We start from the raw sequence: 13,353 nt of genomic DNA, 5'->3' as shown, positions 1-13,353 counted from the left end.
CGCGATGTCCGAGATCGGGCTCGAGTCGCCCCGTTCCACCTACGTCAAGGAGGAGGCCCAGGCCTTCGAGGCGGCGGCCGAGTACGGCTACCCGGTCGTGCTGCGCCCCTCCTTCACCCTCGGCGGCAAGGGCGGCGGCATCGCCTACGACGAGGACCAGCTGCGGAAGATGATCCGCCAGGGGTTGTACGACTCGCCGGTGCACCAGGTGCTGGTCGAGGAGTCGGTGCTCGGGTGGAAGGAGTACGAGCTCGAGGTCATGCGTGACCGCCACGACAACTGCGTGGTGATCTGCTCGATCGAGAACCTCGATGCGATGGGCGTGCACACCGGCGACTCGATCACCGTGGCGCCCGCCATGACGTTGTCCGACCCCGAGTTCCAGCGGATGCGCGACGCGTCGTTCGCGGTGCTGCGGCGCATCGGCGTCGAGACCGGTGGTTCCAACGTCCAGTTCGCCGTCGACCCCGCGACCGGGCGGCAGCTGGTCATCGAGATGAACCCGCGGGTGTCCCGCTCGTCGGCGTTGGCGTCCAAGGCCACGGGGTTCCCGATCGCCAAGATCGCGGCCAAGCTCGCCATCGGGTACTCGCTCGACGAGATCGCCAACGACATCACCCGCGAGACCAAGGCCGCCTTCGAACCCTCGATCGACTACGTGGTGGTCAAGATCCCGCGGTTCGCGTTCGAGAAGTTCGCCGGCACCGACGACACGCTGACCACCAAGATGAAGTCGGTCGGCGAGGTCATGGCGATGGGCCGGACCTTCAAGGAGGCCTTCAACAAGGCGCTCCGCAGCCTCGAGGAGGACACGATCGGGTTCGGTTCCGGCGAACCGCTCCACCTCACCGAGGACGAGCTCACCGAGAAGCTGACCCGTCCCACCTCGACCCGCGTCGACGCCGTGGCCGAAGCGCTGACCCGCGGCTGGTCGGTCGAGCAGGTCGCCGAGCTGACCGGGTACGACGCCTGGTTCGTGGACCAGCTGCTGCAGCTGGTCGAACGCCGCCGCGAGCTCCGTGCGTTCGAGCACCTCGACGCGGTCCCGACCGACGTGCTGCGCGCCGCCAAGCGCGACGGGTTCTCCGACGCCCACCTCGCCGAGGTGCTGCGCACCACCGAGGCCGCCGTCCGTGACCGCCGCTGGGGGATCGGTCTGCACCCGGTCTACAAGACCGTCGACACGTGCGCGGCCGAGTTCGAGGCGTTCACGCCGTACCACTACTCCACCTACGAGGACGAGGACGAGATCGAACCGTCCGACCGCCCGAAGGTGATCGTGCTCGGGTCGGGCCCGAACCGGATCGGGCAGGGCGTCGAGTTCGACTACTGCTGCGTCCACGCCGTCTTCGCGCTCCGCGACGCCGGCTACGAGACCATCATGATCAACTGCAACCCCGAGACGGTGTCCACCGACTACGACACCGCCGACCGGCTGTACTTCGAACCGCTCACCCTCGAGGACGTGCTCGAGATCTGCCGGCGCGAACGGCCCGCCGGGGTCATCGTGCAGATGGGCGGGCAGACGCCGCTCAAGCTCGCGCAGGGGCTGGAGGCCGCCGGCGTCCCGATCTGGGGCACCTCGCCGGATGCCATCGACGCGGCCGAGGACCGGGGCCGTTTCGGCACGCTGATGGACGAGCTCGGCGTGTCGATGCCGCCCGGTGGTATCGCCCGGTCCGCGGAGGAGGCGTCCGACACCGCCGATCGGATCGGCTACCCGGTGCTGGTCCGCCCGTCCTACGTCCTCGGCGGCCGCGCGATGCGGATCGTCGACGACCGGGTCGGACTCGAGCGCTACCTCGCCGAGGCGGTCACCGCCGCGCCGGACCAGCCGATCCTGGTCGACCGCTTCCTCGACGGCGCCATCGAGGTCGACGTCGACGCGGTCTTCGACGGGCACGAGACCTTCGTCGGCGGCGTGCTCGAACACATCGAGGAGGCTGGCGTCCACTCGGGCGACTCGGCCTGCACCCTGCCGCCGCTGACGCTGTCGCGCGGGCAGGTCGCCGAGATCGGGCGTGTGGCGGACGGCATCGCCCGAGGGCTCGAGGTCCGGGGTCTGCTGAACGTCCAGTTCGCCCTGAAGGACGACCAGATCTTCTGCATCGAGGCCAACCCTCGCGCGTCCCGCACCGTGCCGTTCACCTCCAAGGCGACCGGCGTGCCCCTCGCGAAGGTCGCGGCACGGGTGATGGCCGGCGCGAGCTTGGCGGCGCTGCGGACCGAGGGGATGCTCCCGTCGGTCGACGCGGTCACGGGGCCACGTCCGGAGCACATCGCGGTCAAGGAAGCGGTCCTTCCCTTCGACCGCTTCCCGGGCGTGGACGCGGTGCTCGGGCCGGAGATGCGGTCGACCGGCGAGGTCATGGGGATCGACCGCGACTTCGGCGCGGCGTTCGCCAAGTCGCAGGCCGGGACCGGTTCGATGGTCCTGCCGACGGGAGCAGCGACCCCCACGGGCGGCCACCCGAAGGTGTTCGTGTCGGTCGCCAACCGCGACAAGCGCGCGATCGTCTTCCCGGCCAAGCGCCTGGTCGACCTCGGCTTCGACCTGATCGCGACCGAGGGGACCGCCGACCTGCTCGAGCGCGCCGGCGTGCACGCCGAGGTGGTCGGGAAGGTGTCGCACGGTGACCACACCATCATCGAGCTGATCGAGTCCGGCGAGGTCGGCCTCGTGCTCAACACCCCGTTCGGGTCCGGCTCCCGCGGCGACGGCTACGCGATCCGCCAGGCGGCGGTCACCTCCGGGGTGCCGTGCATCACGACCCTGGCCGGCATCGTCGCCGCGATCCAGGGGGTCGAGGCGGTGCGGCGCGGTCCGCTGGAGGTGCGGTCCATCCAGGAGCACCAGGCTGCGCTCCGGGAACGGGTCGCGAAGTTCGAGGCCGAGCGTCCTGTCGCGGCGGCGGAGGTGCCAGCGTGAGCGGCGCCAAGGTCCGTGTCGGCCAGGTGATGGGGCGCAGCGACCCCTCGTTGCCGGTCAAGGCCGTCTGCGAGGTGCTCGCCCGGCGGCGCCAGGGCGCCTACTGGATGCTGTCCATCTCGGCGCCGGAGATCGCCGACCGCGCCGAACCGGGCCAGTTCGTCAACGTCGCCGTCGAGGCTCGGGGCGCGCTACTGCGCCGGCCGTTCTCGATCGCGCGGGTGTCGAAGCAGGGGCCGTTCGCGGGGACGCTGGACGTGGCGTTCGACGCGCACGGCCCGGGCACCGAGTGGCTCACCACCCTCGAGCCGCACGACGTGCTCGACGTCGTCGGGCCGCTCGGGAACCCCTTCCCGCTCCCGAAGCGCAAGGTGCCGTGCCTGCTGGTCGGCGGCGGGTACGGGACCGCCCCGCTGTTCTTCCTCGCCGACCGTCTCGTGCGCGACGGGCAGCGTGTCGACCTCATCGTCGGTGCTGCGTCGCAGGCCCGACTGCTGGACGTCATCGAGGCCAAGCGGTCGTCGGCCAGCGTCACGTTCACCACCGAGGACGGTTCGTACGGGGAACGCGGCCGGGTGACCGACGTGCTCGAGGAGGTTGCGAACCGCTGCGGCAGCGGGGTGGTGTACGCCTGTGGCCCGAACCCGATGCTGCGTGCGGTCAGCGAGAAGTGCGTCGAGCTCGAGCTGCCGGTGCAGGTCGCCGTCGAGGAACACATGGCCTGCGGGGTCGGTGTCTGCTGGACCTGCGTCGTGCCGATCCGCGCGAAGGACGGTGCGGTCCGGATGAAGCGGTCGTGCATCGACGGGCCGGTGTTCAACGGCGCCAAGGTCGCGTGGGAGGAATCGCGCTACCGCTCCGGCCCCGCGGTGCCCGACGAGGAACCGGACGAGGACGAGGCCCCCGGACGACTCACCGACGCCGACGTGTGGGGTGAGGCATGAGCCCGGACGTGCGGCGCGTGGATCCGGTCGCTGCGGCCGAGGTCGTGGTCGAGGGCGCCATCCCCGTGTCCGAGGTCGACCTCGCCGTCTCGGTCGGCAAGCTGCGGCTGGCTTCCCCGGTGTTGACCGCCTCGGGCTGCTTCGCGTCGGGCGCCGAGATCGACCGGTTCCACGACATCAGCGACATCGGTGCCGTGGTGGTCAAGTCGGTCACCGTCGAACCACGCGAGGGGCTGCCGACGCCACGGATGGCCGAGACCCCGTCGGGGATGCTGAACGCGATCGGCCTCCAGAACCCGGGCATCGACGCGTGGTTGGCGCGCGACCTGCCGTACCTCCAGGGACGGGGCGCGGCGACGGTCGTGTCGGTCGCGGGCAAGACCGTCGAGGAGTTCCGGGACGTCGCCCGCAAGCTCCGCCGCGCCGGCGGTGTCGTCGCGCTCGAGGTGAACCTGTCGTGCCCGAACGTCGAGCACCGCGGTCTGGTCTTCGCGACCGACCCGCGTCAGGCCGCCGAGGTGATCGCGGCGGTGAAGCGCGAGGCGGACGTCCCGGTCCTCGCCAAGCTCACCTCCGACGTCACCGACGTGGTGACGGTCGCGACCGCCGTGGTCGAGGCAGGAGCGGACGGGCTGACGCTGATCAACACCGTGCTCGGCATGGCGATCGACGCCGAGACCGGACGTCCCCGGCTGTCGAACACCTACGGCGGGCTGTCCGGGCCGGCGATCAAGCCGATCGCGCTGCGCAACGTCCACCAGGTCCACGCCGCGTTGCCCGACGTGCCGATCATCGGTTGCGGCGGGGCCAGGTCGGCCACCGACGTCGTCGAGTTCCTGCGGGTCGGCGCCTCGGCGGTGCAGATCGGGACCGCGACGTTCGTCGACCCCTTCGTGCACCGGACGGTGACCGACGACCTGCGACGGTGGCTCGCCCAGCGCGGGATCACCTCGCCCGAGGAGCTGAGAGGCCAGGTGGAGGCGTGGTGAGACGGACCGCGGACGGGCAGGTCGACGGGCGCGAGCGGATCGTGGTGGCACTCGACGTCGCCACGCTCGACGAGGCGCGCGAGCTCGCCGCTGCGCTGGCCGGCGAGGTCGGCTGGCTCAAGGTCGGCCTCGAGCTGTTCACCGCGTACGGCCCGGACGCGGTCCGGGCCGTGGCGGACCACGCCCCGGTGTTCCTCGACCTCAAGCTGCACGACATCCCGACGACGGTGGAACGCGCCGCGGCACGGGTCGCAGACCTCGGTGTCGGGCTGCTCACCGTGCACGCCAGCGGCGGCCCGGTGATGGTCGAAGCCGCCGTCCGCGGCCTCGGTGACGGGGGCGAGGTGCTGGCGGTGACCGTCCTCACCTCGATGCGTGACGAGGACCTCGCCGCGACGGGCCAACCTGCTGCGGCAACGCAGGTCCCAGCGCTGGCGCGCCTGGCCGTCGAGGCAGGCGCGCCGGGCCTCGTCTGCGCTCCGCCGGACCTCGTCGCCGTCCGGGAGGCGGTCGGTCCGAGCATCAGGCTGGTCACCCCGGGCGTCCGTCCGGCAGGCGCCTCCGCGGACGACCAGGCCCGCGTCGCCACTCCGTCCGGTGCGGTCGCCGACGGTGCGGACCTGCTGGTCATCGGCCGCCCGATCACGCGCGCCGACGACCCGGTCGCCGCCGCCCGAGCCATCGCCGCCGAGCTCGCCGGCAGCTGAGGTCTGCAGCCCTGCGTTCGGAGCTGAGATGCCGGATGCGGTCGTTGCCGGCAGCGTCGACGGCGTCTGTGCGAAGAACTGGGCCCCAGCCCAGGAAGTTGTTCCGGAGCCAGCCAGCACCGCCTCGTACGGGCGAGGTTGCGCAACTTCCTGGGCCGCAGCCCAGGAAGTTGCACGAGCGGGGCGTGGCGGTCAGCGGGGGCCGTGTTCGATGAGGTGCTGCGCGATCCGGTCGGCGTGTGCGGACGTCAGCACGACGCGGCCGTCGATGTCGCGGTCGACGAGCTGGTCGACCACCTGCTCGATGGTCGCCAGCGACGTGCCCACCAGCCCGAACTCCGCGGCCAGGCTGTCCAGCGCCGAGGTGTCACCGGATGGCCCGCGCTCCTGACGGTCGAGCCCGATGACCAGACCGACCACGGACACGTCGGCGACGGCGCGGAGCTTCGGCACCGTCTCGCGCACCGAGGTGCCGGCGGTCGTGACGTCCTCGATGATGACCACGCGGTCCCCGTCGCGCAGCTGGTGGCCGACGAGCGTCCCGCCCTCGCCGTGGTCCTTGGCCTCCTTGCGGTCGAACGCGAAACCGATGTCCCACCCGTGGTCCGATGCCAGCGCTGACGTCGCTGCGACGGCGAGGGGGATGCCCTTGTAGGCCGGCCCGAAGACCACGTCGACACCGTCGTCGCCGAACACCTCGACGATCCGGTCGGCGTAGAGGCGGCCGAGCGCGGCGATGTGCGCTCCGGTCCGGACGTTGCCGAAGTTGGCGAAGTACGGCGTCGGCCGGCCGGACTTGGTGACGAAGTCGCCGAACGTCAGGACGTCCGCCTGCACCAGCAGGTCGACGAACGCCGGATCGGCGACGGTGGTGGTCACGAGAGATCCTCTGGGCGGCCCTCGAACTCGCCGCCCGGCTGCTCGAGGGGGAGGGGCAGTTGACGCCGGCGGCCCTCGAGCAGCCCGAGCACGTAGGCGGTGATCTCGCTCCACGCCGAGACCCGCGGCCCGGCGATGTCTCGGTTGTAGGACTGGTCGAAGACCAGCACCGTGCGCCCGGTGGCCCGCAGCGAGGCGATGTTGGTGGGCGAGTCGTCGATGTAGACGTCCGCACCGACGTGTGGCTTGTCGCCGATGAAGCACAGGTCGCGGTAGGGGATGCGGTGGTGGTCGAGCCACCAGGCGGTGTCCGCCGCGGAGACCTCGTGGGCCCCGTTGAAGATGAGACGGTGGGTGATGATGCGGATCCACACCCCCTCGTCCGACAGCCGCCACAGCGCTTCGGACACGCCGGGGAGCGGGTCCATGTGGCGGAACATGCGGTCCTCGAGCACCGCGCGACGGTGGGCCTCCTCGAACTGCTCGAAGGTCAGACCCCACTCCGAGTACGCGTCCCACCGCGTCTGCGGCAGCAGGCGTTCGGGGTCGAGCCCCATCTGGCGGACCACAGATGTCCGGAAGGCGCCCTCGTAGTCGGCGCAGACCGCGTCGAGGTCGACGCCGAGCACCAGGGTCGAGTCGAACGCCACGGTCGCGGAGCTCCTGTGGTGGGGATCGGGGGTCGCGGGTCGGCCTCGAGCGGGGACGGACGGCACGAGCGGACGGCAGCGCCCGCGAGGCGCTCGCACGCTACCGGCCCGCGCGAGGGGACTAGGGTTCACGACCCTGCCCGCGACACCGAGGAGCCTGCGACCGATGGCGCTGCCCGAGCTCGATCCGGAGCAACGTCGTGCCGCCCTCGTCAAGGCGGCGGAGGCTCGCCGCATCCGGGCGGAGCTCAAGCAGATGCTCAAGGCGGGCGAGGTGTCCATCCGGGACGTCATCGACCGCTCCAGCAGCGCCGACGCACTGGCCAAGATGCGCGTCGCCGACGTCCTCGAGGCCATGCCGGCGTTCGGTCCGGTCAAGGCGCGTCGACTGATGGAGGAGCTCGACATCGCCCCGTCGCGGCGCCTTCGCGGGCTCGGGTCCCGGCAGCGCGAGGCGCTCCTGGCGACCTTCGAGGGTCGGTGACCCCGGCCACCCCAGAGGACGGCCGGACCCCCGAGCCGTCGACCGCGGACGACGCCGCCACGACCGGATTGCTCGTCGTGGTGGCCGGTCCGTCGGGTGTCGGCAAGGGCACGGTCCACACCGAGCTCCGCCGACGGCTACCGGACGCGGTCCTGTCGGTGTCGGCCACCACACGCCCAGCCCGGCCCGGTGAGGTCGACGGCGTCCACTACCGGTTCGTCGACCGCACCACGTTCGAGGGGATGGTGGCCGACGGCGACCTGCTCGAGTGGGCGGAGTACGCGGGCAACCTCTACGGCACCCCACGCGCTCCGGCGGCGGAAGCGGTCGCACGCGGCGAGGTGGTGCTGCTCGACATCGAGGTGCAGGGGGCGCTGCAGGTCAAGGCCGCGGACCCGGACGCCCTGTTGGTGTTCCTGCAGCCCCCGAGCTTCGAGGAGCTCGAACGCCGGTTGCGGGGTCGGGGGACCGAGGACGGGGCCACGATCGCCCGGCGGCTCGAGGTCGCCCTGGACGAGCTCGCCGGTGCCGGGGCGTTCGACCTCGAGGTCGTCAACGACGATCTCGACCGGTGCGTCGACGAGCTGCTCGACGCCATCGCCGTCGCGCGGCGCGCTGCGACCGACGACGTCGCCTTCTGACCGGTCGGCGCCGGCTCGCTGGCGGTGCGTCGCCCGGTCGACACCGTCGCGCCGCCGTCGCGCCGCCGTGGTGGCAGCGACGCCGCGCGTGCTGACGTCACCGCCGCGCACCGGTACCGTGACGCGTGACCTGCGCGCCCCCGCGCGCACACAGCTCCCACGCCTCGCACCTGCTCGGTGCCGACGGCGGACCTCCTGGAAGGACCGGTCATCGCACGCATCGACGACCTGATGGGCAAGGTGGACAGCAAGTTCCACCTCGTGCACCTCGCGGCCCAACGCGCCCGCGAGATCAACGGCTACTACGCCCAGCTCGGTGAGGGCCTCGGCACCCACGTGCCGCCGCTGGTGTCGGTGCCGTCGAACAAGCCGCTGTCGATCGCCCTCGAGGAGATCGCCCAGGGCAAGATCGAGGGCGTCGAACCGTCCGAGGACGGCACCGAGGACCCGCTCGGGTTCATCGGTGAGGACGACGATCTCGGCGCTTGAGCCTCGGCGTGGGTGATCTGACCGGTGTCCGCGTCCTGCTCGGGGTCACCGGTGGCATCGCGGCGTACAAGGCCGCGTTGGTCGCCCGGCTGCTGGTCCACGCCGGCGCGACCGTCGACCCGGTCCTGACCGCGGGCGCCGAGCGCTTCATCGGCCCCGCCACCTTCGAGGGGCTCACGGGTCGGCGGGTACGCACCTCGGTCTGGGAGGACATCCCCGGCCAGACCCACGTCGCCCTCGGCCGGGCCGCAGACGTCGTCCTGATCTACCCCGCGACGGCCCACACCATCGCCAAGCTCGCCGGCGGGCTGGCCGACGACCTGCTCACCACCACCCTGCTGGCGGCGACCTGCCCCGTGGTGGTCTGCCCGGCCATGCACACCGAGATGTGGCAGCACCCGGCGACCGCCGCCAACGTCGCGACGCTCGTCGAGCGAGGGGTGCGGATCGTCGGACCCGATGACGGCACGCTCATGGGTGGCGACGTCGGGGCGGGGCGGGTCAGCGAGCCCGAGGATGCGCTGGCCGCCGTCCACGCCGCACTCGCGGGACGACCCGATCGTGCCGGCGGCGACCTCGCTGGCCGCACCGTGGTGGTCACGGCGGGCGGCACGCGGGAACCGCTCGATCCCGTCCGCTACCTCGGCAACCGTTCCACCGGGAAGATGGGCGTCGCCGTCGCCAAGGTCGCGACGGCCCGTGGCGCCACCGTCCACCTCGTCGCCGCCAACGTCGCCCTCCCGACCCCCGACGGTGTGACCCGCCACGACGTGACCACCGCGCTCGAGCTCCGTGACGCCGTCCTCGGTCTCGTCGACGACGCGGACGTGATCGTCAAGGCCGCGGCGGTCGCCGACTTCCGCCCCGCCACCGTGAGCGGGACCAAGATCAAGAAGGCCGACGGCATCCCCACGATCGAGCTGACCCGGAACCCCGACGTGCTCGCCGAGCTCGGCGCCCGCCGGGACGGATCGGCTGGTGGCACCCCCGTCGGTCAGCCCGGCTCCCCGCTGCTCGTGGGTTTCGCCGCCGAGACCGACGATCCGGAACGTCACGGGCGCGACAAGCTCGCACGCAAGGGCGCGGACCTGCTGGTCGTCAACGACGTGTCGCGGACCGATGCAGGCTTCGCCACCGACACCAACTCGGTGATCATCCTCGGCGCCGACGGCTCCCGAACCGAGGTACCGCTCGCGACCAAGGAACAGGTCGCGGGACACATCCTCGACGAGGTCGTGGCACGGCTCGGCGACGCCGGCCCGACACGGGCCGCTCGCTAGGCTCCCCGCGGCTCCGGTGCTCGATCACCGGTCCCACCGTCGCCCCCGAGCCCGGGTCCGCGTCCGCACGATGCCCACCCGCTGTCAGGAGCCGCCGTGCCCCGCCGCACCCTCTTCACCTCCGAGTCCGTCACCGAGGGCCACCCCGACAAGATGGCCGACCAGATCTCGGATGCGATCCTCGACGCGATCCTCACCGCGGACCCCGACGGGCGTGTCGCGTGCGAGACCCTCGTGACCACCGGCCAGGTCATGGTCGTCGGCGAGATCACCACTTCGACCTACGTCGAGATCCCCAAGCACGTGCGCGACACGATCCTGCGCATCGGGTACGACTCGGCCGAGGTCGGCTTCGACGGGCGGACCTGCGGGGTGTCGGTCGCCATCGACGAGCAGTCACCGGACATCGCCCAGGGCGTGGACACCGCGTACGAGTCGCGCAAGGGCGAGGACCGCGACCCCTACGACCTCCAGGGCGCTGGCGACCAGGGGATGATGTTCGGGTACGCGTGCGACGAGACCCCCGAGCTCATGCCGCTGCCGATCCACCTCGCTCACCGGATGGCCGAGCGGCTCACCGCCGTCCGCAACTCCGGCGTCATCGGCTACCTGCGTCCCGACGGCAAGACCCAGGTGACGGTGGCGTACGAGGACGGCGTGCCGAAGGCGATCACGGCGGTCGTGCTCTCGACCCAGCACCGCGGCGAGATCGACCTCGAGACGCTGCTGCGTCCCGACGTCGAGGAACACGTCATCCGGCCGCTCCTGCCGGACGACGTCGACACCGACGACGTGGCGATCTACGTCAACCCGACCGGCCACTTCGAGATCGGCGGCCCCGTCGCCGACGCCGGCCTGACGGGCCGCAAGATCATCGTCGACACCTACGGCGGCATGGCTCGTCACGGTGGCGGGGCGTTCTCCGGCAAGGACCCCTCGAAGGTCGACCGGTCCGCCGCGTACGCCACCCGCTGGGTCGCCAAGAACATCGTCGCCGCCGGCCTGGCGACCAAGGCCGAACTGCAGGTCGCGTACGCCATCGGCGTGTCACACCCGGTCAGCATCGCGCTCGAGACCTTCGGGACCGAGACGGTCGATCCGGAGGCGATCCTGCGCGCCGTCGACGAGGTCTTCGACCTGCGGCCCGCCGCCATCGTGCACGACCTCGACCTCAAGCGCCCGGGCTACCAGGAGACCGCCGCCTACGGGCACTTCGGGCGCACGGGGGACCGGTTCACCTGGGAGCGCACCGACCGGGCCGATGCCCTCCGCAGCGCCGTCGGCGCCTGAGCGGCTCGTGACCGACCAGGGCGCGCCCGCGGCTCGTGCCGCGGGCGCACCTGATCGCGGCGACCTCGACCGGTCACGCCGGATCGCCCGCGTGCACGTCGAGGTCGAACCGCTCCACCTCGATCGACCGTTCGACTACCTCGTGCCCGACGATGTCGAGGTCGTGGCGGGCCAACGCGTCGAGGTGCTGTTCGCCGGTCGGCGGACGCTCGGGCTCGTCGCCGAGGTGACGAGCGACACCGACGTGCCGGACGACCGGCTGCGCCCGCTCCGCAGGACGCTCGGCGACCACGTGTGGGTCCGTCCCGACGAGCTCGCCACCCTCCGATGGCTCGCCGCACGGACCGGCGCCCCCGTCGCCGATGGCGTCCGGCACGCGCTGCCGAAGCGCGTGATCGAGGTGGAGCGCGCCGCCGCCGAGGCGGGGTGGTACCCGGCCGCGCCGCGGCCGTCCTCCGATCCTGCCCCCGACGCCGATGCCCTGGATGCGGCCTGGGCGGGGTACGGCGAGGACGGCCGCACCCTCCGGGAGGCCGTCACTAGCGGGCACGGATCGTTCCTGTGGCGACCGCTGCCCGGTGAGGACCTCGCCGCGCGGGTCGGCGAGCTCGTCCAGCTCTGCCTCGCCGGTGGACGCGACGCGCTGGTCGTTGTCCCCGACCCGTCCTCGCCCGCCGCGGACGGGGTCGTGGCGGCCGCGGGGGACCTCGTCGTGGACACCCGCGGTGACCTCAAGCAGCGTGCGATGTACCGCCGTTGGCTCGAAGCGAGGACGGGTCGGGTCCGGGTGGTGGTCGGTCTGCGAGGCGTGTCGCTCTGGCCGCTCGAGCGGCTCGGTCTGGCGATCGTGCTCGACGAGGCCAACCCGGCGCTCAAGGAGCGACGCAGCCCTCGCCACCACGCCCGCGAGGTCGTGCTCGAGCGGGCCAGGCGGGCCGGTGGCGTCGGGTTGCTGGTCGGGACGGTCCCGTCGGCGCCGGCGTGGCGGCTGCTGCGCGAACGACGGGTCGTGCCGATCGTGCCGACCCGTGAAGCGGAGCGGGCTGCCCGGCCACGCGTGACGCTCGTGCCCGACGACGGCCGCTACCGGACCCGCCTCGCAGCCGAGGCCACCGGTGCGCTGCGGCGAGCGACACGGGCCGGCACCTACGGCGTGGTCCTGGCGGCCCGCCGAGGCGAGGGCCGGGCGCTCGTCTGCGGTCGCTGCGGTGAACGCAGCGTGTGTCCCACGTGCGCGTCGTCGCTGCTGCTCGGACGCGACGGGTCGGTGCTGTGCGAGGGCTGCGGGTGGCGCGCGCCGAAGCTGCCGGCGTGCCGGGCCTGCGGCGAACGCCGACCGGTCCCGCTGGCCGCCGGGGCCGCGTGGCTCGGCCGTGAACTGACGCGCAGCAGCGACGCGACGGTGGCCGTCCTCGAGGGGTACGCACAGACCCCCCCGCCGCCACCGGCGATCCTCGTCACGACCCGCGGCTCGGTCCTCGACACCCCGCCGGGACCGGTCGGGGCGGTCATCCTCGCCGACCTCGACGGGGCGCTCCGCCGCCCGACCCTGGACGCGGCCGAGGACACCCTGCGGCTGGCGGTCCAGGTCGCGACCTGGGCAGCCCACCCGCTCACCCGTGCGGTCCTGCCCGACGGCGGCGAGGTGGTGGTCCAGTCGCGCGAGCCCGAGCACCACGCCATCGACGCGCTGGTCCGCTGGGATCCGGGCGCGTTCTGGAAGGCCGAGATCGTCACCCGGACCGCGCTGCGCTTCCCGCCCGCGGCCGTCGCCATCCGCCTCGGGGTCGCGACCACCGATCCTGGGCTGGGCGCGGCGGTCCGGGCTGCGGTGCCGCCCGGGACCGACGTCCTCGGCCCGCTCCCGGTGGAGGGCGAGCTCACCTTCCTGCTCAAGGCCGACGACCGCGCCGCGACCCTCGCCGCGCTCCGTCCCCTGCGCGAGGCGTGGAGCAAGGCCGGGACCACCCACCGGCTCGACGTCGATCCCGTGGACGCCTGAACCTGCCCCCCGGCAGCTACCGGTAGGCGTGGAGTGGCGCGCCTGCCCCCCGGCAGCTACCGGTAGGCG

12 protein-coding genes are annotated in these 13,353 nt (G+C 72.6%); 10 read left to right on the top strand and 2 right to left on the bottom strand.

What is annotated here, in order from left to right; translation table 11 throughout:
* The 4 genes from carB to pyrF form a co-directional block, all read left to right on the top strand.
* A partial coding sequence (carB, locus tag WEB03_RS12425; RefSeq protein WP_368071266.1) for a carbamoyl-phosphate synthase large subunit occupies window positions 1-2,929 on the top strand: 2,929 nt, incomplete at its 5' end.
* Complete coding sequence (locus WEB03_RS12420) at window positions 2,926-3,873, top strand: dihydroorotate dehydrogenase electron transfer subunit (RefSeq protein ID WP_368071265.1); 948 nt, start codon at window positions 2,926-2,928, stop codon at window positions 3,871-3,873. The genes carB and WEB03_RS12420, both read left to right, overlap by 4 nt.
* A 17-nt stretch (window positions 3,874-3,890) precedes the next feature.
* Complete coding sequence (locus WEB03_RS12415) at window positions 3,891-4,862, top strand: dihydroorotate dehydrogenase (RefSeq protein ID WP_368071264.1); 972 nt, start codon at window positions 3,891-3,893, stop codon at window positions 4,860-4,862.
* 38 nt (window positions 4,863-4,900) lie between these two features.
* Window positions 4,901-5,569, top strand: coding sequence for an orotidine-5'-phosphate decarboxylase (gene pyrF / locus WEB03_RS12410; RefSeq protein WP_368071268.1), 669 nt, complete (start codon window positions 4,901-4,903; stop codon window positions 5,567-5,569).
* A 192-nt stretch (window positions 5,570-5,761) separates the two neighbouring features.
* Here the strand turns inward: pyrF and pyrE are convergent, their stop codons facing one another.
* On the bottom strand, window positions 5,762-6,448 hold the full coding sequence (pyrE, locus tag WEB03_RS12405) for an orotate phosphoribosyltransferase (protein ID WP_368071263.1): 687 nt from the start codon (window positions 6,446-6,448) through the stop codon (window positions 5,762-5,764).
* Window positions 6,445-7,098, bottom strand: a complete 654-nt coding sequence (locus tag WEB03_RS12400) for a hypothetical protein (RefSeq protein ID WP_368071262.1) — start codon at window positions 7,096-7,098, stop codon at window positions 6,445-6,447. The genes pyrE and WEB03_RS12400 overlap by 4 nt, the downstream gene beginning before the upstream one ends.
* A gap of 166 nt (window positions 7,099-7,264) precedes the next feature.
* Between WEB03_RS12400 and mihF the strand changes: the two genes are divergently transcribed.
* The 6 genes from mihF (at window position 7,265) to WEB03_RS12370 (ending at window position 13,284) form a co-directional block, all read left to right on the top strand.
* A complete protein-coding gene (gene mihF / locus WEB03_RS12395; protein WP_368071261.1) occupies window positions 7,265-7,582 on the top strand; it encodes an integration host factor, actinobacterial type in 318 nt (105 codons plus the stop codon).
* A 68-nt stretch (window positions 7,583-7,650) separates the two neighbouring features.
* Window positions 7,651-8,223 (top strand): guanylate kinase, encoded by a 573-nt coding sequence (gene gmk / locus WEB03_RS12390; RefSeq protein WP_368071267.1) that lies wholly within the window; start codon window positions 7,651-7,653, stop codon window positions 8,221-8,223.
* Window positions 8,224-8,400: 177 nt separating this feature from the next.
* On the top strand, window positions 8,401-8,712 hold the full coding sequence (gene rpoZ / locus WEB03_RS12385; protein ID WP_368071260.1) for a DNA-directed RNA polymerase subunit omega: 312 nt from the start codon (window positions 8,401-8,403) through the stop codon (window positions 8,710-8,712).
* On the top strand, window positions 8,709-9,992 hold the full coding sequence (coaBC, locus tag WEB03_RS12380) for a bifunctional phosphopantothenoylcysteine decarboxylase/phosphopantothenate--cysteine ligase CoaBC (protein WP_368071259.1): 1,284 nt from the start codon (window positions 8,709-8,711) through the stop codon (window positions 9,990-9,992). The genes rpoZ and coaBC overlap by 4 nt, the downstream gene beginning before the upstream one ends.
* A gap of 96 nt (window positions 9,993-10,088) precedes the next feature.
* Complete coding sequence (gene metK / locus WEB03_RS12375) at window positions 10,089-11,282, top strand: methionine adenosyltransferase (RefSeq protein ID WP_368071258.1); 1,194 nt, start codon at window positions 10,089-10,091, stop codon at window positions 11,280-11,282.
* Between the two features lie 7 nt (window positions 11,283-11,289).
* On the top strand, window positions 11,290-13,284 hold the full coding sequence (locus WEB03_RS12370; RefSeq protein ID WP_368071257.1) for a hypothetical protein: 1,995 nt from the start codon (window positions 11,290-11,292) through the stop codon (window positions 13,282-13,284).
* Window positions 13,285-13,353 lie beyond the last annotated feature (69 nt).

Source organism: Nitriliruptor sp., from assembly GCF_040882075.1.
Classification (GTDB): Bacteria; Actinomycetota; Nitriliruptoria; order Nitriliruptorales; family Nitriliruptoraceae; genus Nitriliruptor.
Note: the sequence above shows the minus strand (reverse complement) of the source record. Positions and strands in the feature narration are given on the sequence as shown.

Excerpts from the sequence above, each read along its gene's own strand:
- mihF (WP_368071261.1), top strand. The coding sequence starts at position 7,265 with ATGGCGCTGCCCGAGCTCGATCCGGAGCAACGTCGTGCCGCCCTCGTC.